Origin of the sequence: Thioclava sp. GXIMD2076 (genome assembly GCF_037949795.1) — a bacterium.
In the GTDB taxonomy this organism is placed as follows: Bacteria; Pseudomonadota; Alphaproteobacteria; order Rhodobacterales; family Rhodobacteraceae; genus Thioclava; species Thioclava kandeliae.
Map to the genome: position 1 here is coordinate 2567252 of NZ_CP149932.1, position 23401 is coordinate 2590652.

A 23401-nucleotide genomic window follows, 5' to 3' on the forward strand; every position below is an offset into this window, starting at 1 on the left:
AGCTTCACCTTACCCCACTCAATTAACGTCGCGCCTTCCAGCCCCGCCCCATGCGGGGCTTTTTCGTCTACCTTAGCATGATCTCCGCGGTCAAATATGCTCCCCAGCAGCGCTGATCAATGCGGCCACCATGCCGATTCGTAAACAGCGCGTCGAAATAAATGATCATAAATGCTCACCGATGCTTGACGTGATCATTTTTGCCCATCATATTCAACTCATCACAACCGATGGAGTTGACCATGAAATCCCTATCCTCCCGCTGGGCCGTGGCCCTTATCACCGATCCCGTTCGCGCCAGCCGCGCCACGCCCCTTGCCCGCCGCCGTGCTTGGGCGCTCATGAAAGCAGATCGCGGCCAGAGTTGCGCCTTCAGCCTTCACACGATGCCCGCCCCCACACAGCAAGGCCCGCAAGACGCCGCCTGACACCGATGCTTCCTGCCGCATACTGCGGCGTTCCACAGGAAGCCCCGCCCCATTTGGTTGCCTGATCACTGCTCGCAACCCAACTGCCGGGCGGTGCGCTCCTCGCCACCGCCCGGCCTTTCTTTCACCCCATCGGCAGCGACACATGATCCTGCCGCCCCACAGGATGGAGCCGCGCTATGCAGACGTTTTACCAAGCCAAACACTCACGGAAGCCCCTCGCGGGCATCGTCTGCGCCTGCGCGGCTCTCCTGCTCCTGCTGACCTACTTCGACCCCATCGCGCAGGCGACCTGCGCCCAATGGCAGGCCGAGAACCCCGCTTTCTGAGATCGGTTGCCTGTTTCACTGCTCGCCACCGCCCGACCTTTTCCTGCAGGAGCACCCACCCGTGAACGCCATGACAGATATCCAGCCAGACACCGAGACGCCGGATTTCCTCGCCCGCACGGCCCATAACATCAGCCGGGCCAATGCGGGCAAGCCACCCATGAAAGCCAATGCCGATTTCAAGGTGGCCGAAGACAAGGCCTATCAGGTGACCGGCGACGAGCTGCGTCAGTTCATCGAGCAGTTCGAAAGCCTCGAGGCCGAGAAGAAGGACATCGCCGAACAGCAGAAGGCCGTGATGGCCGAGGCCAAGGCCCGTGGCTACGACACCAAGATCATCAAGAAGATCATCGCCCTGCGCAAGCGCGACAAGAACGACATCGCCGAGGAAGAGGCCAGACTGGACATCTACAAGCAGACCCTCGGGATGGACTGACAGCATCCGGCCCCACCCCCTTTCCTCCCGGGGCCCGATACGGGGCGGCGCTTAATACCCACCAGCGCCGCCCTAAGATCCTGAGCTTCGGCCAGCGCCTATCAGGCCCTGCCCCAAACTCAGGAATTCGGCGTGTCCCACGCGCGCCGGACAGGCGGACGCGGCAACCAGTTCGGAGGCCTGCCGCGTCCGCCGACCATCATGAAAGGACAGAGAATGTCTTCCCATCAGCATCGCAAGATTGAGAAGCGCGCCGTCGTCATTCCGGATAGCCTCAGCCAGTCCAACATATGCGCCCGTGTCGTCACAATGCCTCGCGCCCCTTGGGACGCGGCCAACAGCAAGCTGGAAGCCCGCCCAGAGACGGCCCCACGCCAGATCATCATCCTCGTCAAAGAAACCCGCCGAAGAGGCATCAAAGGCCGCGCCTTGGGCAACCTTATGCGCAGCATGATCGCCGAAGAGCTTCGTCACCTGCGCGAAGAGAACTACCCCGCCGAAGTCATCATCTAAAAGTAACTCGAGCGGCGCTCGCGCGAATGATCAGCGGAAGACCACGCTGTCCGACACGATTCCGCAGATCCGGCAACTCAGGAGGCCGCCATTGAGCCCGATGAGAAGCTAGACAGCGAAGACTTCCCCCACCCCCATTAACAAGAGAGGTTCCAACATGGGAAAGCAGGATCAAAGCATATTCCGGCCCTCGGATTTACGCCGGGCAGTCTCCGAATGGGTCACCAAAGGGTTTTCTGTCCGCATCGGCCCGGACGGCATGATAGAAGTGAAGCCCGCCGAGCAGCCTATCAACAGCGATCCCTTCGACATGGTGAACCTTAAGCGATGAAACGCGATCTACCGGCCTACATCTACAACAAGAAGGGCGTCCTGTATTTCCAGCGCCGCGGCTTGCCGACCGTCAGAGTGGAGCATGCCCCGGGCACGAAGGAATTTGCGCTCGAATATGCTCGGCTACTGAATGGCCCCGAGGCCCCGGTGATCCGGGGTCGGACCTTCGATGATCTTTGCCGGTCTTACGAGCGAAGCCCGCGCTACCGGAAGCTGGCCGAGCGAACCCGTCGTGATTACGACAAGGTCATAGCTTGGGTCCGCGACAAGCTCGGCGCCCTGCCCGTCGAGGGCTATCGCCGGAAAGATGCGATCAGGGCGCGCGATGCCAACGCCGATACCGTCCGCTTTGCCAACTACACGGTGCAGGTGACCCGGATCCTTTTCGAGCATGCGATCGATCTTGGCTGGCGTGACGACAATCCGGTCAAAGGGGTCTCGCTCCTGAAATCGGAGACCAAACCGCGCGAAGCATGGCCCACTCCAATGGTCGAGAAATTCAGGAAAGCCGCACCGCCGAGAGCGCGCCTGATCTTCGAGCTATGCCTGCAGACCGGCCAGCGGATCGGTGACGTTCTCAAAATGCGCTGGGATGACATCGAGGATGGGGGGATCAAGGTCAGCCAGGGGAAGACCGGCGTCAGGCTCTGGATCCCCATGACGCAGAACCTGCGCAGCGTTCTGGATAGGACGCCGAGAATCGGCCTGACGATCTGCGCATGGGGTGATCATGGGAGGCCGCTCAAATACCGGACGGCGCATGAGGCCGTGATCGCCGTGCGTCGGGAAATCGGGGCCGAGGATTACGACCTTCACGGTCTGCGCTATACGGCTTGCGCCGAACTCGGGGCGCTCGGCCTTGACGACGATATGATCATGGCTGTTTCGGGCCATACGACCAAAGCAATGGTCGCAAAATATGCAGGCCCCGCCCGGCAGAAAGCGCGCGCAAAAATCGCGCAATCCATGCGCGACAAGAGCGATATTTGAAGCTGGAACAGAACAGGCCCGAAACAGGAATGTTGAGAGATTTGTTGAGAGCCACAAAACAAGAGGCATAACGGCCCTGCCGCGCTCTCGAAAACATCAATGTTTTGAAGTTGGTACGGGCGGCCGGACTTGAACCGGCACTCCTCTCGGAAGCGGATTTTGAATCCGCCGCGTCTACCATTCCACCACGCCCGCAATGCAATGTGCCAAGCCCTCTTACTGGGCTTCACAACCTTAGTCAACGCGGAGATCTTTAAAACGGCTATGGAAATGATTTTTCTGTCGAATACCGGCTAGATACTGCCCTATCACGAAGGTTTCCCCCGCAAGCGCTTGACCACCTGCAGCGGACGGGGCATCCCTTAGCGAGGCTGTATCAGGGGGCATTATGATCCGTCGTCTCTATGACTGGATGATCGCGATAGCGGGACATCGCCATGCGCTTTGGGCGCTGGCCGCGGTGGCATTCCTCGAAAGCTCGATCTTCCCGATTCCGCCTGACGTGCTGATGATCCCGATGATCATCGCCGCCCCTACCAAAGCCTTCCGGATCGCGCTGGTGGCCACGATCGCCTCGGTGACGGGCGGGCTGGCGGGCTACGGCATCGGTTACGGGCTGATGGACAGTATCGGACAGCCCGTGCTCGAATTCTATGGCAAAGCCGATAAGTTCGACGAGCTGGCCGCGGGTTTCAATGAATACGGTGTCTGGGCGGTGATCATCGCGGGCGTGACCCCTTTCCCGTTCAAGGTCATCACGATCTTCTCGGGTGTCACCCATCTGTCGCTGCCGCTCTTCGTCGCCTCGTCGATCTTCGCCCGCGCGCTGCGCTTCTTCATCGTGGCGGGGCTGTTGTGGAAATTCGGTGAGCCGGTGCGCACCTTCATCGAAAAGCGCCTCGGCCTTGTCTTTACTGTCTTTGTCGTCCTGCTGATTGGCGGGCTCTATCTGGTGAAATATCTATGACCCATTCCCGCCTCTCCATCCTCTTCGCTTCGCTTGGCTCGGCCGCCCTTCTCGCCGGAGCGTTCCTCTTTCAGGCTTCTGGCTTTGCGCCCTGCCATCTGTGTCTGCTGCAGCGCTGGCCCCATGCCGCGGCCATCGTCATAGGGATCGCCATCCTCGCGCTGCGCCTGCCGCGCCAGTTCGCGTGGCTGGGCGCAGTTGCCGCGCTGGCGACCGCAGGCATCGGCGCCTATCACTCACTGGTCGAGCGGCACATTATCCAAGGCCCTACCAGCTGCACCTCGAGCGGCGTCTCGGGTTCGGTCGATGATCTCATGGCGCAGATCAACTCCGCCCCGCTGATCCAGTGCGACCAGATCTCCTGGGAGATGTTCGGCGTGACCATGGCCAATCTGAACGTGATCCTCTCGCTCGTTCTGTGCCTCTTCTGGATTCGCGGTGCACTGGGCGCGAAACGCTGAACCCCACACCGCTTTACCTGACCCGACGGCCCGCACAGGCCGTCGGGTTTTTCTTTGCCCACTCATCGGGGTTTGGAAGTTGCATACCAGCCCTCGGGCGCGCTATAAGAAGGTCCAACAAGATCTAGAAGAATTGAGGCGCGCGTGAACGATACTCCCGATACGCCGGACACCGAGGAAAACGGGGCGGGGCGCCCCTCCTCCGAACAGTTTCCCATAGTCTCCATCGCGTCCGAGATGAAGACGGCCTATCTCGATTACGCGATGAGCGTAATTGTCTCGCGCGCGATCCCCGATCTGCGTGACGGCCTCAAGCCCGTGCACCGCCGCATCCTCTATGCGATGCATGAGACGGGCAATACGCATGACAAGCCCTATCGCAAATCGGCGCGTCCGGTGGGCGACGTGATGGGGAAATACCACCCCCATGGCGATGCCGCGATCTATGATGCGTTGGTCCGCATGGCCCAGCCCTTCTCGATGTCGCTGCCGCTTCTGGATGGTCAGGGCAATTTCGGCTCGATGGATGGCGATAGTGCCGCCGCCATGCGCTACACGGAAGTCCGCATGCAGAAGGCCGCGGCCTTCCTGCTGGCCGATATCGAGAAAGACACCGTCGATTTTCAGGACAACTACGATGGCAAGGACCGCGAGCCGGTCGTCCTGCCTGCTCGGTTCCCGAATATGCTCGTCAATGGTGCGGGCGGTATCGCGGTGGGTATGGCCACCAATATCCCGCCGCATAACCTGGGCGAAGTGGTCGATGCGACCCTTGCCCTGATCGACAATCCCGATATGTCGACCGAGGCGATCATGCAGATCGTCCCCGGCCCCGACTTCCCGACCGGCGGGTTGATCCTTGGCCGTGGCGGTGCGCGCAAGGCTTACCTTGAGGGCCGCGGCTCGGTGGTGATCCGCGCCAAGACCCGCATCGAGGAGGTTCGCAAGGACCGTTTCGCCATCGTGGTCGACGAGATCCCCTATCAGGTCAACAAGGCCTCGATGATCGAGAAGATCGCCGAGCTGGTGCGCGACAAGCGCCTCGAAGGCATCTCCAACATTGCCGATGAATCCGACCGTGTCGGTGTGCGCGTGGTGATCGAGCTGAAGCGCGATGCGACGCCGGATGTGGTGCTCAACCAGCTCTACCGCCTGACGCCTTTGCAAACCTCGTTCGGCTGCAACATGCTGGCGCTCAATGGCGGCCGCCCCGAGCAGCTCACCCTGCGCGATTTCCTGTCGCATTTCATCACCTTCCGCGAGGAAGTGGTCGCGCGTCGCACCGCGTTCGAGCTGCGCAAGGCGCGCGAGCGCAGCCATGTGCTCTGCGGTCTCGCCGTGGCGGTTTCGAATGTGGACGAGGTCGTGGCCACGATCCGCTCCTCGGCCGATGCGGCCGAGGCCCGCGAGCGGCTGATGACGCGGCGCTGGCCCGCACATGATATCGTCGAATATCTGAAACTGATCGATGACCCGCTGCATCCGGTCAATGATGACGGCACCTACAACCTCTCCGAGGTGCAGGCCCGCGCGATCCTCGATCTGCGCCTGCAGCGCCTGACCCAGATCGGGGTCAAGGAAGTCACCGACGAGCTGGCGGAACTGGCCGAGAAGATCAAGGACTACCTTGCCATCCTCGCCTCGCGCGAGCGGATCATGGCGATCATCTCGGACGAGCTGCGCGAAGTACGCGAGCTGTTCGCCGTCCCGCGCCGCACCGAGATTGCCGATTTCATCGGCGATATCGACGACGAGGATCTGATCGAGCGCGAGGATATGGTCGTGACTGTGACGCAGTCGGGCTATATCAAGCGCACGCCGCTGGCCGATTTCCGTTCGCAGAAACGCGGTGGCAAGGGGCTGTCGGGCGGCGGTCTGAAGGATGATGATGCGGTGACCACGATGTTTGTGGCCAATACCCATACGCAGCTTCTGTTCTTCACGACCGAAGGCATGGTCTACAAGATGAAGACTTGGCAGCTGCCGGCCGGTTCGCGTGCCTCCAAGGGCAAGGCGATCGTCAATATTCTGCCGATCCCTGCGGGCGTCTCCATAGCCGCCATCACACCGGTGGACCGCGACGAGGCCGAGTGGGACGATCTGCAGATGGTCTTTGCCACCTCGGCAGGCACCGTCCGCCGCAACCGCCTTTCGGATTTCACCAATGTCATGCGTAACGGCAAGATCGCGATGAAATTCGAGGAGGAGAATGCGGGCATGCGTCTGATCAATGCGCGCATCTGTTCCGAGGATGACGATGTGATGCTGGTCACGGCCAAGGGCCGCGCGATCCGCTTCCCCGTGCCGGAAGTGCGGGTGTTCAATTCGCGTAATTCGGTCGGCGTGCGCGGCGTGAAGCTGCTGGGCGAGGACGAGGTCGTCTCGATGTCCGTCATCCGCCACTTCGATGCCACCTCGGAAGAACGCACCGCTTATCTCAAGCAGCGCCGTCTGATGGCCGGTATCACCGAAGAGGACGAGACCGACGAGGAGGACGACGCGGTCGAGGGCGGCCAGCTCTCGCCCGAGCGCTATGCCGAAATGTCGGCGGCCGAGGACCTGATCCTGACGATTACCGCCAAGGGCCTTGGCAAGACCTCCTCGAGCCATGACTACCCCGTGCGCGGGCGTGGGGGCATGGGCGTCACCGCCTTCGAGAAGAAGATGCGCGGCGGCGATCTCGTGGCATCCTTCCCTGTCGAAATGGGAGACCAGATCATGCTGGCCACCTCGACCGGCCAGTCGATCCGCTGTCCGGTGGACGGGATCTCCTTCCGCTCGCGTGGCGCAGGCGGTGTGCGGGTCTTCAACACGGCTGTCGGCGAGACGGTGGTCTCGGTCGCCCGTATCGCCGATCAGGGTGATGAGGATGGCGAGGAGCTGCCAATCACGGAAACGTCACAGACTGACGATACGCCACCCGCTGACGGCGCTTCCGAAGACGAGTAAAACCAAGGGCAGGCACAGCGATGTGACCTGCCCTTTCCTTTACGGCTTACCAGAATCTGTGGCGCAAGATCACAGACCAACGAGCAGAGTAGACATATGAAAAAGACAGCCATCCTCGCCCTGCTGGCAGGGTTCGCGCCCATGGCCTCCCATGCGGCCGATATCGTCGGCGCCAATGTCGGCGCTTCACATTTCAATTATCTCGACGCGGATTCGCGCGACCAGTCGCGCACCAACATCGGTGGGCAGATGGAAGTCGGCTTCACGCCGCAATTCTCGCTTCAGGGCGATATGGCGCTCAATCGCTACTGGGATGACAGCTGGGATGGCCATACCACCGCGCTCCATGCCATCTACAATATGAATGGCATGATGAAATTCGGTGCGCGTGCCGGTTTCGAGCGGATCGACGGCGATGATTACACCACGCTAGGCGTCGAGTATAAGGGCGATTATGGCATGTTCTCGGTGGAGAGCGCCTATAATCACGTCAAGAGCGATGATGCCGATATGCAGGGCAACCTCTATAACGTCTCCGCAACCATGCCGCTGAATTCGCAGGTCAAGGTTGGCGGCCGCCTTGATTATTACGACACCGATGATGTCACGGGCCGCCGCTATGCGGCCACCGGTGAATATGATCTGGGCAATGGCTATGCGATGACGGGCGAGCTGGGCTTCAACGATGCCAATCATGATGATGCGGAAAGCTATGTAGGCATCGGCCTGCGTGCGGATCTGGGTCAGGGTGGTGTGAGCTTCAGCGATCACAGCCTGTCGGATCTGATCGTCGGCCACTGAACCGGGCGATCTGCGCAAGATCAGGGGCGGCCCTCTTGGGGGTCGCCTTTTCATATGCAGAAACTGGTGATCCCTGTTTCCGCTCTGGCCTATTACAGTCTGCAACCAGAGCGGGTGGAAGGATCCCGTCCCCAGCCTCGAAAGGTTTGTGTCAAAACCGATAGAAAGGTTCTTTTTGAGGGGCTTTTTTTTAATCGAATATCAAAATGTTCCTGCTCTTTTCGAGGCGTGACCGGGAGGGCGGAGATGAATCTCTATCATTGTATGATCGAATTGAATTCGGGCAGTAAGGCGCTGGCTTTTGCTGCGGCAGCCGATGGCTGGTATGGGGCTTTGCAGGAGCGCGGACTGATCCGCTCGTGGCGGCTGATGCGGCGCAAGCTGGGGCTCGGGGCCGATGGTCAGGCCGATTTCCTGCTGGAGATTGAGGTGACGGATATGGCCATGCTCGAGGAGGCGTTCCGCGCCGTGGGGCATGGCGACGATGCGCTGGCTCATAAATATGACCTGATGCATGGTATGATCGCCACAAGCAGCGTGGGGCTCTACCGCGAGTTCCCCGACCCGGAGCGCCGCGAGCGCATCGCGCTGATCTGAGGGTCCCGCGCGGCAAAGCGGCATCGAGCCCCTTCACCGCGCGCGGGATCGGGCCTGTGGCCCGCCCCGAGGGGGCCTTGTGTCTCCTCAACGCTCCAGTTGGCTTGGCCACGAGAATGTCTCTTTTCAAATTACCGGCTTTGGCCTAGACCCGCGCCATGACAGATACACTCCATATCCTTGGCGGCGGCATGGCCGGTTCCGAAGCCGCGTGGCAGGCCGCATCCGCAGGCGTGCGTGTCGTGTTGCACGAGATGCGCCCCACCGTTGAAACCTTTGCCCACCGCACCGGTGATTTCGCCGAGATGGTGTGCTCGAATTCCTTCCGCTCGGATGATGACGAGCAGAACGCCGTGGGGCTCCTGCATTGGGAAATGCGGGCCGCGAACGGTCTGATCATGTCGATGGCCGATCGTCACAGCCTGCCCGCAGGGGGCGCGCTGGCCGTGGACCGCGATGCGTTCTCGGCAGGTGTGACCCGTGCGATCAAGGATCACCCGCTGATCGAGACGCGCTATGGCGAGATTACCGAACTGCCCAAGGACGGGCATTGGATCGTGGCCACCGGCCCGCTGACCTCGGGCGCGCTGGCAGAGAGCATCCGCCTCGAGACCGGTGCCGATGCGCTGGCCTTCTTTGATGCCATCGCCCCGATCATCTATTTCGACACGATCGATATGGATATCGCATGGCTGCAATCGCGCTATGACAAGGGCGAGACCGAGGAAGAGCGCACCGCCTATATCAACTGCCCGATGACCAAGCCCGAATATGAGGCCTTCATCGACGCGCTTCTGGCCGCCGACAAAACCGAGTTCCATGATGGCGAGACGGCGAAATATTTCGATGGCTGCCTGCCGATCGAGGTGATGGCCGAGCGTGGACGCGAGACGCTGCGTCATGGCCCGATGAAGCCCATCGGCCTGACCAACAGCCACAAGCCCGAGGAAAAAGCCTATGCCGTGGTGCAACTACGCCGCGATAACGCACTGGGCACGCTCTATAATATCGTAGGCTTCCAGACCAAGATGAAATATGGCGCGCAGACGGAAGTGCTGCGGATGATCCCGGGCCTGCAGAATGCGAGTTTTGCGCGGCTGGGCGGTATCCACCGCAATACATTCATCAACTCGCCCACTCTTCTGGACACCCAGATGCGGCTGAAATCGCGCCCCAATATTCGTTTTGCGGGGCAGATTACCGGCGTCGAGGGCTATGTGGAATCCTCGGCCATGGGGCTTCTGGCGGGCCGGATGGCTGCCGCCGAGATCCTTGGCCGCGATCTGCCGCCGCCCTCATACGAGACCGCAATGGGCAGCCTTGTGAACCACATCACCGGTGGCGCGGAGGCCAAGACCTTCCAGCCGATGAATGTGAATTTCGGGCTATTCCCGCCGGTCGAGGCGCGTGGCGGGCGGCGCGGCCGCAAGGACCGGTACAAACTCTATACCGACCGCGCGAAAGAGCAGTTCACCGCGTGGCTTGACGCCCAGCCCAAGTGAGGGCCGATGCGCACGCGGTTTGCTCCCTCGCCCACGGGGCTTCTGCATCTGGGGCATGCCTATTCCGCGCTTCTTGCGTGGGATAGGGCGCAGGCCGAGGGCGGCGTCTTCCTCCTGCGGATCGAGGATAACGACACGCAGCGCTGCCGCCCCGAATATGAGGCGGCCTGCTACGAGGATCTGCGCTGGTTGGGGCTGTCATGGCCCGAACCCGTGATGCGGCTCTCGGACCGGCGCGAGACCTATCAGGCCGTGATCCATGATCTGATCGACCGCGGGCTGGCCTATCCCTGTGCCTGCACGCGGCGCGACATCCAGGAGGCGCTCTCGGCACCGCAGGAAGGGGTGGCTGCCCCCCATCTCTATCCGGGCACCTGCCGCCACCGCAAAGGCGAATATCCGCAGGAGGGCGATGCGGTGCGGCTGGATATGGCGGCGGCACTTGGCACGATCCAGCATCCGCTGACATGGGAAGAAACCGGCCTTGGGGCGGGACAGCATGTGCTCGACCCTGCCCGCCTGCTGCAGGACCATGGCGATATCGTCCTGATGCGCAAGGATATCGGCACGGCCGCCTATCATCTGTCGGTGGTGGTCGATGACGCCGAACAAGGCATCACCGATGTCATCCGTGGGGCGGACCTTGCGGAGGCGACGATGCTGCACCGGCTGTTGCAGGCGGTGCTGGAGCTGCCCACGCCGCGCTACCATCACCACCGGCTGATCCGCGACGAGAATGGCAAGCGGCTGGCCAAGCGCGATGATGCGCGCGCCATCTCGCTTTACCGCCACGAGGGCGCATCGCCCGCCGAGATACGGGCGATGGTCGGACTTTAGTCGTCCATCGGCTCGGAGGTGATGACCTCGTGGCCATTCTCGACCAATGTATAGAAGCAGCTGCGGCGGTTGGTGTGGCAGGCCGGCCCCTTTTGCGTGACCTTCATCAGCAGGCAATCACGGTCGCAATCGATGCGCAGCTCGACCAGATGCTGCATATGCCCCGAGCTCTCGCCCTTGGCCCAGAAGCTCTGGCGCGAACGCGACCAATAGGTCACATGGCCGCTCTCGAGCGTCTTCGCGAGGCTTTCGGCATTCATCCATGCCATCATCAGCACCTCACCATTCTCGGCATCTTGGGCGATGGCGGGGATCAGACCATTGGCATCATATTTCAGGCTGGAAAGATCGAGCGACATAGGGGTTTCCTCTGCAAGGTGAAGGCCCTATCTATCGCAAACGGAAGTAAGGGGAAAGACCATGAGCGACGGCGATCTGTTCAAGCTGTATTCGCAGCGCATACTGGCGCTGGCGGCCGATATTCCCCATACCGCCCCCCTGCCCGCCCCCCACCACACCGCCAAGAAACGGGCCCCTCTGTGTGGCTCGACGGTCGAGGTGGCGCTTGATCTGAAGGATGGACGGATCGCGGGTTACAGCCAGAATGTGCGGGCCTGCGCGCTCGGTCAGGCCTCTGCTGCGATCTTCGGTCAGAATGTTATCGGCCGCTCCCGCGCCGAGGTGCAAAAACTGCGCGACGACCTGGCACTGATGCTGGCTGGCCAAGGGCCGGTGCCAGACACGCCCTTTGGCGACTACGAAGTTCTGACCGCGGCTCAGGACTATCCCAACCGGCATGGATCTATCCTGCTGGCGCCCGATGCCACGTTGATGGCCTTTGAGCAGGATTAACGGCTTCTCAAAGCTTCTCTGAAAGGCTCCTCCCATAAGTGTGGAGGCGCTTTTTGATGAATGATCTGTCCTTTTCCGCGAGTGAGGCCCGTCCTGCGTCGGATGATCTGAGCCAGATCGGGCGCGAAGCGATTACGCTCGGGCGCGAGATCGTCGAGATCGCAGCCGCACTGGATTTGCTCGCAATGGCGGCCGCAGATCAGAGCACCCATCTGGCTGCCGCCGATCGGGCCGCGCATACTATCCAGTCGGCCAATGAGAGCGTGCTGAGCGGCATCAGCGCCGTGTCCGATGCCGCAGAACGCACACAGAGCAATGTCACAGAGACCGCAGCCCAGATGCGGAAGACGGCGGAGCACGCGCATAAGATCGCTGGCTGGGTTACCTCGGTGGCCACACGCATGGCGGATATCGGCCAGACGCTGGCGCAGGTGACATCACAAAATAGCAGCATCCGGCAGATCGCCACGCAAGTGAACATCCTCGCCATCAATGCCAAGATCGAAGCCGTACGTGCAGGCGATGCGGGGCGTGGCTTTGCCGTGGTGGCCGAGGCCGTGAACGAACTCTCGCGCAAGACAGCCACTACGGCGGACGGGATCAGCAATGCGATCGAGGGCTTGGACCGCGGCATTAAAACCCTGCGTAGCGAGGCAGAAGCTATCACCAATGATGCCTCACAGGTGCTCAGCGGGACCGAAGAAACCGATCGCGCGATGGCGCGCATGACGCAATCAGTCGGCGAGACCCGTCAGGCCATATCGGATATCGCACAACGCACCGCTGAGGTCAGGGAGGCCAATAGCCGCTTCGGACCTGCCTTTGCCGCGATGACCAAGACAATGCGCCAGGGTGCGGATCAGGTGACGCAGGCACAGGGCCGCGCCAATGCGCTGATCACCGTTGGCGAAACCATTGTGCAGCATTCCGTCCGGCTTGGCGGAGCAATTGAAGATGCCGCGCTTATCAGGTTCGTGCAGCACGAGGCAGCACGGGTCAGTGACCTGTTCGCCACGGCGGTGGCCAATGGGCGTATCGATATGGCCGCCCTCTTCGATAGGCAGTATCAGCCCGTCGCGGGTAGCGATCCGCTGCAGGTCATGACGCGCTTCACCGGTTTCACCGATGAGGTTCTGCCGCCCATTCAGGAAGCGGCTCTCGAGATAGACCCGAAGATCGTGTTCTGCGCCGCCGTGGACCAGAACGGTTATCTGCCAACCCATAACCGAAAATTCTCCAAACCACAGGGCCAAGATCCCGTCTGGAACGTGGCCAATTGCCGGAACCGCAGGATCTTCGACGACCGGGTGGGCCTGCGCGCGGGCCGTTCCACCGCGCCCTTTGTTCTGCAGATCTACCGCCGCGACATGGGAGATGGGAACTTTGTTCTGATGAAAGACCTCTCTGCGCCGATCACCGTCAACGGACGCCACTGGGGCGGCTTGCGTATCGCCTATGCGTTCTAGGTGAAGAAAAAGCCGCCATCGGGGAGATGGCGGCAAGTCATGCGCTTTGAAGGCATCCTTGGTGTGATGAGGCATCGTTCAGGCAAACGATAAGGATGCGGCCCGCGGGGACAGTGCGGCCAAAGCGCGAGGCAGAAGAGCTTTAGAAAAGCCCCGGAAGGCACAGAAGACCGAAGAAGGTCACACAAATCGACGCAACACCAAGCACGTCGGACACAAGATTATCGCCCTCAATCATCGAACCGATTTTACGAAGCATTCTGTAACCTCCTTACATCTGTTGCCACTTTGTTCTCACTTAAATGAGAACAAGTAAAGAACATTTTTAGAAAGTTTTAGATTACCCTACGGAAATAAGACGGATGGCACGATCCTGTTCCATCAGCCAGAGCAAGGTGCGCGCTGCGCGCCCGCGCTCACTCTCGAGCGTCGGGTCGCGTTCCAGAAGCGCGCGCGCATCCGTCTGTGCGGTGGCCATCAGCCCTGCCTGACGTTCGAGATCGGCCACACGGAAGCGCGGCAACCCCGATTGCGCCGTGCCGATCATATCGCCCGCGCCCCGCAGCGCGAGGTCTTCCTCGGCAATGCGGAACCCGTCCTCGCTATCGCGAAGCACCTTCAGACGCCGCTCGCCGGTTTCGGTCAGCGGCGCACGATACATCAACAGACAGGTCGAGGCCGCAGCCCCCCGCCCCACGCGCCCGCGTAGCTGGTGCAGCTGGGCCAGCCCGAAGCTCTCCGCCCGCTCGATGACCATGATCGAGGCATTGGGGACGTTCACCCCCACCTCGATCACCGTCGTCGCCACCAGAACCCGCTTGGCCCCCGACACGAACTCCGCCATCGCGGCATCTTTGTCGGCAGGGCTCATCTGACCGTGGACCAGCGTCACCACCTCATCGCCAAGCGTCGCACGCAGATGCTTGAACCGCTCCTCGGCGGATTGCAGATCGGATTTCTCGCTTTCCTCGACCAGCGGGCAGACCCAATAGGCCTGCCGCCCCTCCTCGACCGCGCGCGCCAGATGTGCGGTGACCTCGGCCAGCCGCTCGTCGGCGATCAGCGCGGTCTTGACCGGCGTCCGTCCGGGTGGCTTCTCGTCAAGGATCGAGACATCCATATCGCCGTATTGGGTCAGCGCCAGCGAGCGCGGGATCGGCGTTGCGGTCATCACGAGGATATCCACCGCCTGTCCTTTGGCCCCCAATTCCATGCGCTGTGCCACGCCAAAACGGTGCTGTTCATCAATCACCACGAAACGCAGATCGTGGAACTGCACATCTTTCTGGAACACCGCATGGGTGCCGAGCAGAATGTCGATCCGCCCTGCGGCCAGATCCTCGAGCTTGGCCGCGCGATCCGACCCCTTGTCACGCCCAGTCAGCAGCTCGACCCGGATGCCCGCCGCACGCGCCATGGGGGCGATCCCCTCCATATGCTGGCGCGCGAGGATCTCGGTGGGCGCCATCATCACGGATTGCCCGCCCGCCTCGACCGCCGTAACCAGTGCGAGCAACGCCACCAGCGTCTTGCCTGCGCCCACATCACCCTGCAAAAGGCGGTTCATCCGCTTGTCCGATGCCATATCGGCGCGGATCTCGGCCACGGCGCGGCTCTGCGCCGCAGTCGGGCTATAGGGCAGCGCCTTCAGGATGCGCGCCGCGATCCTGCCGTCGCCCTGCGTGACACGGCCCGGCTTGCGCTTGGCAGTGCGTCGCGCCAGCGCCAGAGTGAGCTGATGGGCGAAGAGCTCGTCATAGGCCAGCCGCAGCCGCGCGGGCGATTGCGGCATACATTGTGCCAGATCCTCGGGCGCATGCGCCCCGTGCATGGCCTGCGCCCAATCGGGCCAGCCCTCACGCGTTTTCAGATTGGGGTCGATCCATTCGGGCAGCTCCGGCAACAGCTCCAACGCGCCGGCTGAGGCTTTGCCCATCACCTTCTGCGTGATCCCCGCCGAAAGCGGATAGACCGGCTCGAAGCGCGGGATGTCCTTTACCTCATCGGGCAGCAGGATAAAATCGGGATGCACGATCTGCGCGCGGCCCTCATAGATCTCGATCTTGCCCGACACGATCCGGCGCTCGCCCAAGGGCAGCTGCTTCTGGAACCACTGGTCATTGCCACGGAAGAAGACCAGCGTGATCTCGACCTCGGCATCTTCGACAATCACCCGCGAAGGCGCCCCCGCCCGAGATGCCTTGATATGGCGCAGCACGGTGACCTCGGTCGTGACCACCTGCCCATGCGGCATGCCATTCACCGTCGGAACCGGCCGCCGGTCAATGAGGCTGTAGGGCAAAGTCAGCAGCAGATCGCGGGGCTTCTCGATCCCCGCCTGCGCCATGGTCTGCGCGAGCTTCGGGCCGATCCCCGGCAGGCTTTCAAGCTTGCCGAAGAGCGGAAACAGGATCTCGGGACGCCCTGCCATCAGCCCTGTCCGGCAAGCGTGAGCCACTCGTCCTCATCGATCACCCGCACGCCCAGATCGGCGGCTTTGCTGGCCTTCGATCCCGCACCGGGGCCTGCCACGAGAATGTCGGTCTTTTTTGAGACCGACCCCGCCACCTTCGCCCCCAGCGCCTCGGCCCGCGCCTTGGCCTCCGAGCGCGTCATCTTCTCGAGCGTGCCGGTAAAGACAATGGTCAGTCCCGCAACCTCGCTATCGGCTTTGGGTTTCTCGGCTTCCTGCACATCCAGCTCGGCAATCAGCCGGTCGATGGAGCCGCGCTCGGCCTCCTGATGGAAAGTGCTCACAACACTTTCGGCCAGAACCTTACCGACACCGTCGATCCCCATGAGATCCTCCCATGCGGCATTGCCCTCGGCGGCCTGCGTCATCGCCTCCTCGAAAGCGGTCCAATTGCCGTAATGGCGTGCCAGCAGCGTGGCGGTCTGCTCGCCCACATGGCGGATGCCGAGCGCGAAGATCACCCGCGCCAGCGCGATCTCGCGCCGATCGTCGATCGCATCGAACAGCTTGAGCGCGGATTTCTCGCCCCAACCATCGCGGTTTTTCAACTGCCGCACCTGACCCGGCCCGTAATTCGCGCGCAGACGGAAGATGTCGACCGGCTCCCTGACCCAGCCATCCTCGTAGAAAGCCTCGACCTGTTTGGCACCCAGCCCGTCGATATCGAAGGCCGCGCGCGAGACGAAATGCTTGAGCTTCTCGACCTGTTGGGCCGGACAGATCAGGCCGCCCGAACAACGGCGCACCGCATCGCCTTCCTCGCGGATCGCGTCGGACCCGCATTCGGGGCAGTGATGCGGGAAATCATAGGGCTGAGCGTCCTCGCTCCGGCGGCTCAGATCGACATCGGCAATCTTCGGGATCACATCACCGGCGCGATACACCTGCACCCAGTCTCCCTCCCGGATATCACGCCCGCCACGGATTTCCGCCCCCCTGGAATCGCGCCCTGCGATGTAATCCTCGTTATGGAGCGTGGCATTGGACACCACGACACCGCCGACGGTCACCGGCGTCAGACGGGCCACGGGGCTAAGTGCGCCGGTGCGACCGACCTGAATCTCGATTTTCTCGAGTTGGGTCCAGGCCAGTTCGGCAGGGAATTTATGGGCGATCGCCCAACGCGGCGTGGTCGAGCGGAAGCCCAGACGTCCCTGCAATGCAAGCTCGTTCACCTTGTAGACGACGCCGTCGATATCATAGCCCAGAGCGGCGCGATCCGCCTCGATCGCGTGGTAATGCGCGATCATCTCCTTTGATCCGGTGCAGAGCTTCGTAAGCGGATTGGTCGAGAAGCCGAGCTCGGCCAGACGCTCGATGGCGCCTTTCTGCGTCTCGGCCAGCGGGGCCGAGAGCACGCCCCACGCATAGGCGAAGAATTTCAGCGGGCGGCGCGCGGTCACCTTGGGGTCGAGCTGGCGCAGGGAGCCTGCGGCCGCGTTGCGCGGATTGGCAAAGCGCTTGTCGCCACGCTCTTCCTGCGCCTCATTGAGCGCCGCGAAATCGGCATGGCCCATGTAGACCTCGCCGCGCACCTCCAGAATATCGGGCGCGCCCTGCAGGCTCTTCGGGATATCGGGGATGGTTCTGGCATTCTCGGTGACGTTCTCGCCGGTCTCGCCATCACCGCGAGTGGCCGCATAAACCAGTTTTCCCTGCTCGTACCGGAGCGAGAGCGACAACCCGTCGATCTTCGGCTCCGCCGTAAACGGCAGGGGCGCGTCGGCGGCAAGTCCCAGATATTTTCGGATACCACGGACAAAATCCTCGACATCTGCGTCCTCGAAGGCATTGCCGAGGCTCATCATTCGTTGTTCATGGCGGATCTTGGCAAAGCCATCAGCGGGTGCCGCGCCGATTTTTTGCGTCGGGCTATCCGCGCGACGCAACTCCGGAAACGCCTCTTCGAGGGCAAGAAGACGACGCTTGAGCGCATCATAATCCGCGTCGGAAATCTCGGGGGCATCTTCGGTATGATAGGCCTGATTGGCCTGCCCGAGCTTTGCCGAGAGCTCCTCCACCTCCTGCACAGCGGCCTCTTTAGTCAAATCACCGATGGGAGTGGCGGAAGTCGTCATGGGCGGGGTCCTGTGTCTAAGCTCGATCGCGCGCCCCACAGATATGATCTTCTCCTGCCCTCGTCCAGCGCATCGCAGGCACAAAGCCGCACCCTATGACGTCCGCGGCGCTCTTCGTTAATGGCGTTAACCAAAAGAAAAAGCCGCACTTTCGCGCGGCTTCCGATGGCTCTACAAGGAACAGGTGGTTACGAGGCCGGCCTTAAACAGCAACCCGACGCTCCATCTCACCCGGATCGGGATCACGCAGAACATAGCCACGGCCCCAGACGGTCTCGATATAATTCTCGCCGCCAGTTGCATCCGCGAGCTTCTTGCGCAGTTTGCAGATAAACACGTCGATAATCTTCAGCTCGGGCTCGTCCATACCACCATAGAGGTGATTGAGGAACATCTCTTTGGTGAGGGTCGTCCCCTTGCGCAGGCTGAGCAGTTCGAGCATCTGGTACTCTTTGCCCGTGAGATGGACAGGCTTGTTTTCGACCTCGACCGTTTTCGCATCGAGATTGACCGAGACCTTGCCGGTACGGATCACGGATTGCGAATGGCCTTTGGAGCGCCGGATAATCGCATGGATCCGTGCCACAAGCTCTTCACGGTGGAAGGGTTTGGTCATGTAGTCATCGGCACCAAAGCCGAAGCCCTTGATCTTGTTCTCGGTGTCATCGGCACCGGTCAAAATCAGGATCGGCGTGTCGACTTTCGACAGACGTAGCTGACGCAGAACCTCGTGACCGTTCATATCGGGCAGATTGAGATCGAGCAGAATAAGATCGTAATCATACAGCTTGGCGAGATCGATCCCTTCTTCACCAAGATCAGTGCAATAGACGTTTAGATTCGCATGAGTCAGCATCAACTCAATGCTTCTCGACGTCGTGGGATCGTCCTCCACCAACAAAATCCGCATATTCCGTTCTCCGCATTAATTCCTTGGTTATCTGAAACCCTCGCACCAAATGGTTAACACACTCTTACCCCAGAACGTTAATTTTTTCAATTCCCCCTAAGGTTGTCGGAATTTCTGGATTGCCGTCACTTTCAATCCCGCAAGCCCGTGTTTCTGAACCGCCTGGGTCCAGATATCGAGCTCTTCATCGGACAGATCGTACCGTTCAAGGACCTCATTGCGCGTGATGAGGCCGTGGGATACGGCATTCACAATAATTGCCTTACGCGACGCCACCCAACGGCGCGTTTCGGCAGGCGGGAGGTCCGCGCGGGTCAGAATCGTACCATCAGGTAGTGTGATCGACCTCGGACCATCGACTTTTTTAAGATACATGGGCACACCCCTTCACTTCGATGTAAAGCAATGTGACTGACGGGTCTTAACGACGGGTGAAACTAACCCTTGAGAATAGGTAGCATTTTCTGATATTTCTGCCCATCTGGTTAAAGGACGTTTTCCATGAGCAAGGATATGCCACTCAATTCGCTCGGTTTTGCCAAGCGCCCCGAAGACACGCGAGTCGTCGTAGCCATGTCTGGCGGCGTCGATAGCTCTGTCGTTGCGGCAGAACTGGCGGAACAGGGCTATGATGTCGTGGGCGTGACGTTGCAGCTATATGACCACGGTGCGGCACTTGCAAAGAAAGGGGCCTGCTGCGCGGGACGTGACATCCATGATGCGCGCCGTGTTGCGGAAACCATGGGCTTCCCACATTATGTGCTTGATTATGAAAACATCTTTCAGGAGGCGGTGATCGACGAATTCGCCGATGCCTATCTTGGTGGAGCCACGCCCGTACCTTGCATCCGCTGCAACGAACGGGTGAAGTTCAAGGATCTTCTGGAAACTGCCAAAGATCTCGACGCCGATTGCATGGCCACGGGTCATTACATCCAGCGCAAGATGGGCGCCAATGGCCCCGAGCTTCACAGCGCAGCCGATTCGAATCGTGACCAGAGCTATTTCCTGTTCTCGACGACCCCCGAACAGCTCTCCTTCCTGCGTTTTCCCCTCGGACATCTGCATTCCAAAGCCGAAACCCGCGCATTGGCGGCAAAACACGGCCTTCCCGTCGCAGATAAACCCGATAGCCAGGACATCTGTTTCGTGCCTGATGGCAATTATGCCAGCGTGATCGAGAAACTCCGTCCCGGGGCAGCCGATCCCGGGGAAATCGTCGATATGGACGGCAATGTTCTGGGAGAGCATCGCGGTGTGATCCATTATACCATCGGACAGCGGCGCGGTCTGGGCATCGGCGGCATGGCAGATCCGCTCTATGTCGTCAAACTCGACCCCGATAACCGGCGGGTTATCGTCGGCCCGAAAGAGGCACTGGCCACCCGCACCATCCCCGTGCGCGAGATCAACTGGCTCGGTGACGAGCCCTTCACCTCCCGTAAGGAATGGCATGTCTCGGTGAAGGTGCGCTCCACCCGTCCGCCGCGGGCCGCCATTATCCGGCCTCTCTCTGACCGCGAGGCGGAAGTCGAGCTGATCGTGCCGGAAGAAGGCGTCTCGCCGGGCCAGGCCTGCGTCTTCTATTCCAATGACGACAGCCGTATCTTCGGCGGCGGCTGGATCTGGAAGGGACGCTGAGCGAGCCTGTGCAGGACCGCACCAGTGCCAGCATGACATAAATCGCGTATCGAACTGAAACACATAGGCCTGTGCACCCCTGACATGGACAGGCCTACGAGACATATTAGGATCGGGCCATTCTATAAGGCACGATCATGCACAGACTCCGCGAAAATATTCTGCCCCTGACCATCGCCTTTGCTCTGCTGATGGAGCTGATCGACGCGACGATCCTGTCAACCGCCCTTCCCGTGATGGCGCGCGATCTGGATGTCGCCGTGCTCTCGCTAAAGATGGCGATGACCACATATCTCATCGCATTCGCGGCATTCGTGCCGGTGTCGGGCTGGATCGCGGACAGGTTCGGGGCCCGACGGGTGTTTCTCTCCGCGATGAGTGTGTTTATCGGCGCCTCCGCACTTTGCGCGATGCAGTCCGATCTGGGTGGGCTGGTCGCCGCTCGCGCCCTCCAGGGACTGGGGGCTGCAATGATGACACCGGTCGGCCGACTGATCGTACTGCGCAACACCGATCGGAAAGAACTGGTCCGCGCGATGGTGTACCTGACCGCGCCCGCCCTTCTCGGGCCGGCACTGGGTCCGTTCATCGGTGCGCTCGTGACGCAATCTCTCGGCTGGCGATGGATCTTCCTCATCAATATCCCGCTCGGGAGCATCGCCCTGATACTGGCCGCGCGACACTTGCCCCGGGATCTGCCCGCAGATCCCGTTCCGTTCGACATCATGGGGTTCATCCTCTCGGCAATAGGTCTTGCGGCGATCATGGCAGGGCTGAGCTCACTCGGAGAACATATCATGCCGATGCCCGCCGCATTGGGCCTGAGTGTGATGGGATTTGGGCTGATGGTCCTCTATACGCTGCGCGCCAGAGGCCGCAGCGACGCATTGCTCGATCCGCGCCTGTTCCGGCACCGGACCTTCTCTATTGGGATATGGGGAGGCACGGCCTTTCGGTTGAGCAACGGAGCCATTGCCTTGTTACTGCCGCTCCTCTTCCAGTTGGGCCTCGGTATGTCCATTCTTGCCTCGGGCGCATTGGCCGGACTGACTGCGATCGGAGCCTTGAGCATCCGGGGATTTTCCGGTCGCGTCGTCGACCGTTTCGGCTTCCGGCCGGTCCTGATATTCGGCACGTTTATTCGGGCGGCTAGCCTGCTCGGCTTCGGGACCATCAGTAGCCCGACCGACTGGTATCTCGTTCCCCTGCTTCTGACCGGAGGCGTGGCGCAAGCGCTGACCTTTACCGCGATCAATGCTATCACCTTCGCAGATCTTCCGCCCGAAGAGATGAGCAAGGGCGCCTCCCTCTCGGCCGTCGCCCAGCAGATGTCCCTGACACTGGGTATTGCCCTGGCCGGAGGCGCGCTCGAACTTTCGGCCTATTCTCTGGATCTGACGATCAGCAACAGTCTGATCCCGCTCCATGCCTTCACGCTGGCCTTCGCCCTTGTTGCCGTGACCGGCCCGATCGCCATGCTGGTTTTCAGCAGATTACGCCCCGAAGACGGCGCGGCCCTGCGCCATAAGGATGTCAAGCCGCGATTGTCGACGCAACATTGATCAGGCAGCGCGATGCGATATCGCATGTGCTGGCGGATCAACCTCGCTCAAGTAGATCGATATATGCGTTCCGGCCACCGAACTGCGCAACGTCAATCCGCCACCCGACTGGCGCGCGAAGCCCAATACCATCGAAAGCCCTAGCCCCGACCCTTTCCCGACCGGTTTGGTAGTGAAGAAGGGCTCGAGCACATGATCCAGCACCGCTTCCGGAATGCCAGTTCCGGTGTCGGCCACAGTCAGTTCAACATAATTCCCGGGCTGGAGAATATGCCCGTCCGCCATCAGTTCGGGGCTGTCGAAATGCCGGTGCATGGCCGAAATTCGGATGCGCCCCCCTTTGGGCATCGCATCGCGTGCATTGACGATCAGGTTGATCAGGGCGGTCATCAGCAGGGTCTCGTCGACCTTGACCCAGTTCTGCCGATGCGTGCTGACCACCTCAAGCGAGATAGATGCCGGAATGAGCCGTGCACCAAGCACCCTGACCCGCTCGAGCATCACCTCGATATCGCGAGCTTCCGCTTGCAGGTTGGATTTGCGCGAATAGGCCAGAAGCTGTTGGACCAGGGTCGCGGCACGTTCTGCCGCCTCTTTGGCATTGCGCACCATATCATCCCGCTCGGGCCGCTCGTCGGTGAGTTCGTAAAGATCCAGATTGCCAATGATCGCGGTGAGAATATTGTTGAAGTCATGCGCGACCCCGCCCGCAAGCTGCCCTACGGCCTCCATTTTCTGGGCCTGCAGCGTCCGCTCCGATGCGCGCTCGGCATCAAGCCGCATTTTGCGACCTTCGAGCAAGGCATTGGCGAAATAGACAATCAGCGCTACACAACAGACCAGCATCGCAGATTTGGCACTCAACGAGGAAACCTGTGGCAGCACCAGAAAGGCGACCGCGCCCAATGTCACGCCCACCAGCAGGATCTCCCCGTAGATCATCACCATCAACCGGTCACTCCGCCGGATCAGGAAAACCATCAGGCACCCCAGCCCCGCTGCTGCACTGATACGAAGCGCCGTGTCCTGCTCGAGCAGCATCAATGCGGGCAGCCAGATGAACCAAGCGAGCAGAACGAGAAACATCGCGCAGGCTATATAGGTGTCGCGCGCAGTGCAGACTTTGCCGCGCGTGCGCAGGAAGACGAAATAGAGCGCCTGCAGCGCGAAATAGACCGGTGTCCATAACAATGCCGAAGTCCACTGGAGATAGAAATGCAAGGTGAGGCCACCGTTGAACACAGCAAGATAACGCAAGAGCAACTCGCTTCGTGAA

At 61.0% G+C, this 23401-nt stretch carries 23 protein-coding genes and 1 tRNA gene; 17 read left to right on the top strand and 7 right to left on the bottom strand.

The annotated features are described in order from the left end of the window. Positions 1-242: 242 nt before the first annotated feature. The 6 genes from WDB91_RS12750 (at position 243) to WDB91_RS12775 (ending at position 3029) form a co-directional block, all read left to right on the top strand. The gene (locus WDB91_RS12750; RefSeq protein WP_339112922.1) at positions 243-428 is read left to right on the top strand and encodes a hypothetical protein; all 186 of its coding nucleotides are present in this window, start codon (positions 243-245) and stop codon (positions 426-428) included. 179 nt (positions 429-607) lie between these two features. Next, the gene (locus WDB91_RS12755; protein WP_339112923.1) at positions 608-757 is read left to right on the top strand and encodes a hypothetical protein; all 150 of its coding nucleotides are present in this window, start codon (positions 608-610) and stop codon (positions 755-757) included. A 160-nt stretch (positions 758-917) separates the two neighbouring features. Beyond that, positions 918-1193: a DUF2312 domain-containing protein gene (locus tag WDB91_RS12760; protein ID WP_339114520.1), complete on the top strand. Its 276-nt coding sequence runs from the start codon at positions 918-920 to the stop codon at positions 1191-1193. 132 nt (positions 1194-1325) lie between these two features. Continuing rightward, on the top strand, positions 1326-1706 hold the full coding sequence (locus tag WDB91_RS12765; RefSeq protein WP_339112924.1) for a hypothetical protein: 381 nt from the start codon (positions 1326-1328) through the stop codon (positions 1704-1706). Between the two features lie 157 nt (positions 1707-1863). Then, positions 1864-2037: a hypothetical protein gene (locus WDB91_RS12770; protein ID WP_339107146.1), complete on the top strand. Its 174-nt coding sequence runs from the start codon at positions 1864-1866 to the stop codon at positions 2035-2037. Further along, complete coding sequence (locus tag WDB91_RS12775; RefSeq protein WP_339112925.1) at positions 2034-3029, top strand: tyrosine-type recombinase/integrase; 996 nt, start codon at positions 2034-2036, stop codon at positions 3027-3029. The genes WDB91_RS12770 and WDB91_RS12775 overlap by 4 nt, the downstream gene beginning before the upstream one ends. 111 nt (positions 3030-3140) lie before the next feature. Here WDB91_RS12775 and WDB91_RS12780 read toward each other — a convergent pair. Beyond that, positions 3141-3224, bottom strand: a tRNA-Leu gene (locus tag WDB91_RS12780). Between the two features lie 193 nt (positions 3225-3417). On the opposite strand from WDB91_RS12780, the gene WDB91_RS12785 reads away from it, so the two are divergent. From WDB91_RS12785 to gluQRS, 7 genes are all read left to right on the top strand, one after another. Next, positions 3418-3996 (top strand): YqaA family protein, encoded by a 579-nt coding sequence (locus WDB91_RS12785; RefSeq protein WP_339112926.1) that lies wholly within the window; start codon positions 3418-3420, stop codon positions 3994-3996. After that, a complete protein-coding gene (locus WDB91_RS12790) occupies positions 3993-4457 on the top strand; it encodes a disulfide bond formation protein B (RefSeq protein WP_339112927.1) in 465 nt (154 codons plus the stop codon). Before WDB91_RS12785 ends, WDB91_RS12790 begins: the two co-directional genes overlap by 4 nt. 237 nt (positions 4458-4694) lie before the next feature. Next, entirely contained in the window at positions 4695-7406 is a 2712-nt protein-coding gene (gene gyrA / locus WDB91_RS12795; protein ID WP_339114521.1) for a DNA gyrase subunit A, read from the top strand. Between the two features lie 96 nt (positions 7407-7502). Beyond that, entirely contained in the window at positions 7503-8207 is a 705-nt protein-coding gene (locus WDB91_RS12800; protein ID WP_339112928.1) for a porin, read from the top strand. Between the two features lie 246 nt (positions 8208-8453). Further along, the gene (locus tag WDB91_RS12805; protein ID WP_339112929.1) at positions 8454-8804 is read left to right on the top strand and encodes a DUF6614 family protein; all 351 of its coding nucleotides are present in this window, start codon (positions 8454-8456) and stop codon (positions 8802-8804) included. Positions 8805-8962: 158 nt separating this feature from the next. Next, positions 8963-10306: a methylenetetrahydrofolate--tRNA-(uracil(54)-C(5))-methyltransferase (FADH(2)-oxidizing) TrmFO gene (gene trmFO / locus WDB91_RS12810; RefSeq protein WP_339112930.1), complete on the top strand. Its 1344-nt coding sequence runs from the start codon at positions 8963-8965 to the stop codon at positions 10304-10306. Positions 10307-10312: 6 nt separating this feature from the next. Next, positions 10313-11143: a tRNA glutamyl-Q(34) synthetase GluQRS gene (gene gluQRS / locus WDB91_RS12815; RefSeq protein WP_339112931.1), complete on the top strand. Its 831-nt coding sequence runs from the start codon at positions 10313-10315 to the stop codon at positions 11141-11143. Here gluQRS and hisI read toward each other — a convergent pair. Beyond that, entirely contained in the window at positions 11140-11502 is a 363-nt protein-coding gene (gene hisI, locus WDB91_RS12820) for a phosphoribosyl-AMP cyclohydrolase (RefSeq protein WP_339112932.1), read from the bottom strand. The two genes, gluQRS and hisI, sit on opposite strands and share 4 nt — an antisense overlap. A 61-nt stretch (positions 11503-11563) precedes the next feature. Here hisI and WDB91_RS12825 point away from each other — a divergent pair, with 61 nt between their 5' ends. Both WDB91_RS12825 and WDB91_RS12830 read left to right on the top strand, forming a co-directional pair. Further along, on the top strand, positions 11564-11995 hold the full coding sequence (locus tag WDB91_RS12825; RefSeq protein ID WP_339112933.1) for an iron-sulfur cluster assembly scaffold protein: 432 nt from the start codon (positions 11564-11566) through the stop codon (positions 11993-11995). Between the two features lie 56 nt (positions 11996-12051). Next, on the top strand, positions 12052-13461 hold the full coding sequence (locus tag WDB91_RS12830; RefSeq protein WP_339112934.1) for a methyl-accepting chemotaxis protein: 1410 nt from the start codon (positions 12052-12054) through the stop codon (positions 13459-13461). 340 nt (positions 13462-13801) lie between these two features. Here the strand turns inward: WDB91_RS12830 and recG are convergent, their stop codons facing one another. The 4 genes from recG to WDB91_RS12850 all read right to left on the bottom strand — a co-directional run bounded on the left by recG (position 13802) and on the right by WDB91_RS12850 (position 19297). Beyond that, positions 13802-15892, bottom strand: a complete 2091-nt coding sequence (gene recG / locus WDB91_RS12835) for an ATP-dependent DNA helicase RecG (protein ID WP_339112935.1) — start codon at positions 15890-15892, stop codon at positions 13802-13804. Beyond that, the gene (ligA, locus tag WDB91_RS12840) at positions 15892-18012 is read right to left on the bottom strand and encodes an NAD-dependent DNA ligase LigA (RefSeq protein ID WP_339112936.1); all 2121 of its coding nucleotides are present in this window, start codon (positions 18010-18012) and stop codon (positions 15892-15894) included. Before ligA ends, recG begins: the two co-directional genes overlap by 1 nt. Before the next feature lie 202 nt (positions 18013-18214). Further along, positions 18215-18922, bottom strand: a complete 708-nt coding sequence (locus WDB91_RS12845; protein ID WP_339112937.1) for a response regulator transcription factor — start codon at positions 18920-18922, stop codon at positions 18215-18217. A 96-nt stretch (positions 18923-19018) separates the two neighbouring features. Further along, complete coding sequence (locus WDB91_RS12850) at positions 19019-19297, bottom strand: DUF1153 domain-containing protein (RefSeq protein WP_339112938.1); 279 nt, start codon at positions 19295-19297, stop codon at positions 19019-19021. A gap of 126 nt (positions 19298-19423) precedes the next feature. Here WDB91_RS12850 and mnmA point away from each other — a divergent pair, with 126 nt between their 5' ends. Both mnmA and WDB91_RS12860 read left to right on the top strand, forming a co-directional pair. Beyond that, positions 19424-20563, top strand: a complete 1140-nt coding sequence (gene mnmA, locus WDB91_RS12855; RefSeq protein WP_339112939.1) for a tRNA 2-thiouridine(34) synthase MnmA — start codon at positions 19424-19426, stop codon at positions 20561-20563. Positions 20564-20754: 191 nt separating this feature from the next. Continuing rightward, complete coding sequence (locus WDB91_RS12860) at positions 20755-22125, top strand: MFS transporter (protein ID WP_339112940.1); 1371 nt, start codon at positions 20755-20757, stop codon at positions 22123-22125. Here the strand turns inward: WDB91_RS12860 and WDB91_RS12865 are convergent, their stop codons facing one another. Then, positions 22126-23382: an ATP-binding protein gene (locus WDB91_RS12865; protein WP_339112941.1), complete on the bottom strand. Its 1257-nt coding sequence runs from the start codon at positions 23380-23382 to the stop codon at positions 22126-22128. It abuts the gene before it with no gap. Positions 23383-23401: the final 19 nt, after the last annotated feature.

What these genes read in the sequence shown, in the direction of transcription:
- WDB91_RS12750 (WP_339112922.1), top strand. Translation starts at nt 243, where the DNA reads ATGAAATCCCTATCCTCCCGCTGGGCCGTGGCCCTTATCACCGATCCC.
- WDB91_RS12755 (WP_339112923.1), top strand. Translation starts at nt 608, where the DNA reads ATGCAGACGTTTTACCAAGCCAAACACTCACGGAAGCCCCTCGCGGGC.
- WDB91_RS12760 (WP_339114520.1), top strand. Translation starts at nt 918, where the DNA reads ATGAAAGCCAATGCCGATTTCAAGGTGGCCGAAGACAAGGCCTATCAG.
- WDB91_RS12770 (WP_339107146.1), top strand. Translation starts at nt 1,864, where the DNA reads ATGGGAAAGCAGGATCAAAGCATATTCCGGCCCTCGGATTTACGCCGG.
- WDB91_RS12775 (WP_339112925.1), top strand. Translation starts at nt 2,034, where the DNA reads ATGAAACGCGATCTACCGGCCTACATCTACAACAAGAAGGGCGTCCTG.
- WDB91_RS12785 (WP_339112926.1), top strand. Translation starts at nt 3,418, where the DNA reads ATGATCCGTCGTCTCTATGACTGGATGATCGCGATAGCGGGACATCGC.
- WDB91_RS12790 (WP_339112927.1), top strand. Translation starts at nt 3,993, where the DNA reads ATGACCCATTCCCGCCTCTCCATCCTCTTCGCTTCGCTTGGCTCGGCC.
- gyrA (WP_339114521.1), top strand. Translation starts at nt 4,695, where the DNA reads ATGAAGACGGCCTATCTCGATTACGCGATGAGCGTAATTGTCTCGCGC.
- WDB91_RS12800 (WP_339112928.1), top strand. Translation starts at nt 7,503, where the DNA reads ATGAAAAAGACAGCCATCCTCGCCCTGCTGGCAGGGTTCGCGCCCATG.
- WDB91_RS12805 (WP_339112929.1), top strand. Translation starts at nt 8,454, where the DNA reads ATGAATCTCTATCATTGTATGATCGAATTGAATTCGGGCAGTAAGGCG.
- trmFO (WP_339112930.1), top strand. Translation starts at nt 8,963, where the DNA reads ATGACAGATACACTCCATATCCTTGGCGGCGGCATGGCCGGTTCCGAA.
- gluQRS (WP_339112931.1), top strand. Translation starts at nt 10,313, where the DNA reads ATGCGCACGCGGTTTGCTCCCTCGCCCACGGGGCTTCTGCATCTGGGG.
- hisI (WP_339112932.1), bottom strand. Translation starts at nt 11,502, where the DNA reads ATGTCGCTCGATCTTTCCAGCCTGAAATATGATGCCAATGGTCTGATC.
- WDB91_RS12825 (WP_339112933.1), top strand. Translation starts at nt 11,564, where the DNA reads ATGAGCGACGGCGATCTGTTCAAGCTGTATTCGCAGCGCATACTGGCG.
- WDB91_RS12830 (WP_339112934.1), top strand. Translation starts at nt 12,052, where the DNA reads ATGAATGATCTGTCCTTTTCCGCGAGTGAGGCCCGTCCTGCGTCGGAT.
- recG (WP_339112935.1), bottom strand. Translation starts at nt 15,892, where the DNA reads ATGGCAGGGCGTCCCGAGATCCTGTTTCCGCTCTTCGGCAAGCTTGAA.
- ligA (WP_339112936.1), bottom strand. Translation starts at nt 18,012, where the DNA reads ATGACGACTTCCGCCACTCCCATCGGTGATTTGACTAAAGAGGCCGCT.
- WDB91_RS12845 (WP_339112937.1), bottom strand. Translation starts at nt 18,922, where the DNA reads ATGCGGATTTTGTTGGTGGAGGACGATCCCACGACGTCGAGAAGCATT.
- WDB91_RS12850 (WP_339112938.1), bottom strand. Translation starts at nt 19,297, where the DNA reads ATGTATCTTAAAAAAGTCGATGGTCCGAGGTCGATCACACTACCTGAT.
- mnmA (WP_339112939.1), top strand. Translation starts at nt 19,424, where the DNA reads ATGAGCAAGGATATGCCACTCAATTCGCTCGGTTTTGCCAAGCGCCCC.
- WDB91_RS12860 (WP_339112940.1), top strand. Translation starts at nt 20,755, where the DNA reads ATGGAGCTGATCGACGCGACGATCCTGTCAACCGCCCTTCCCGTGATG.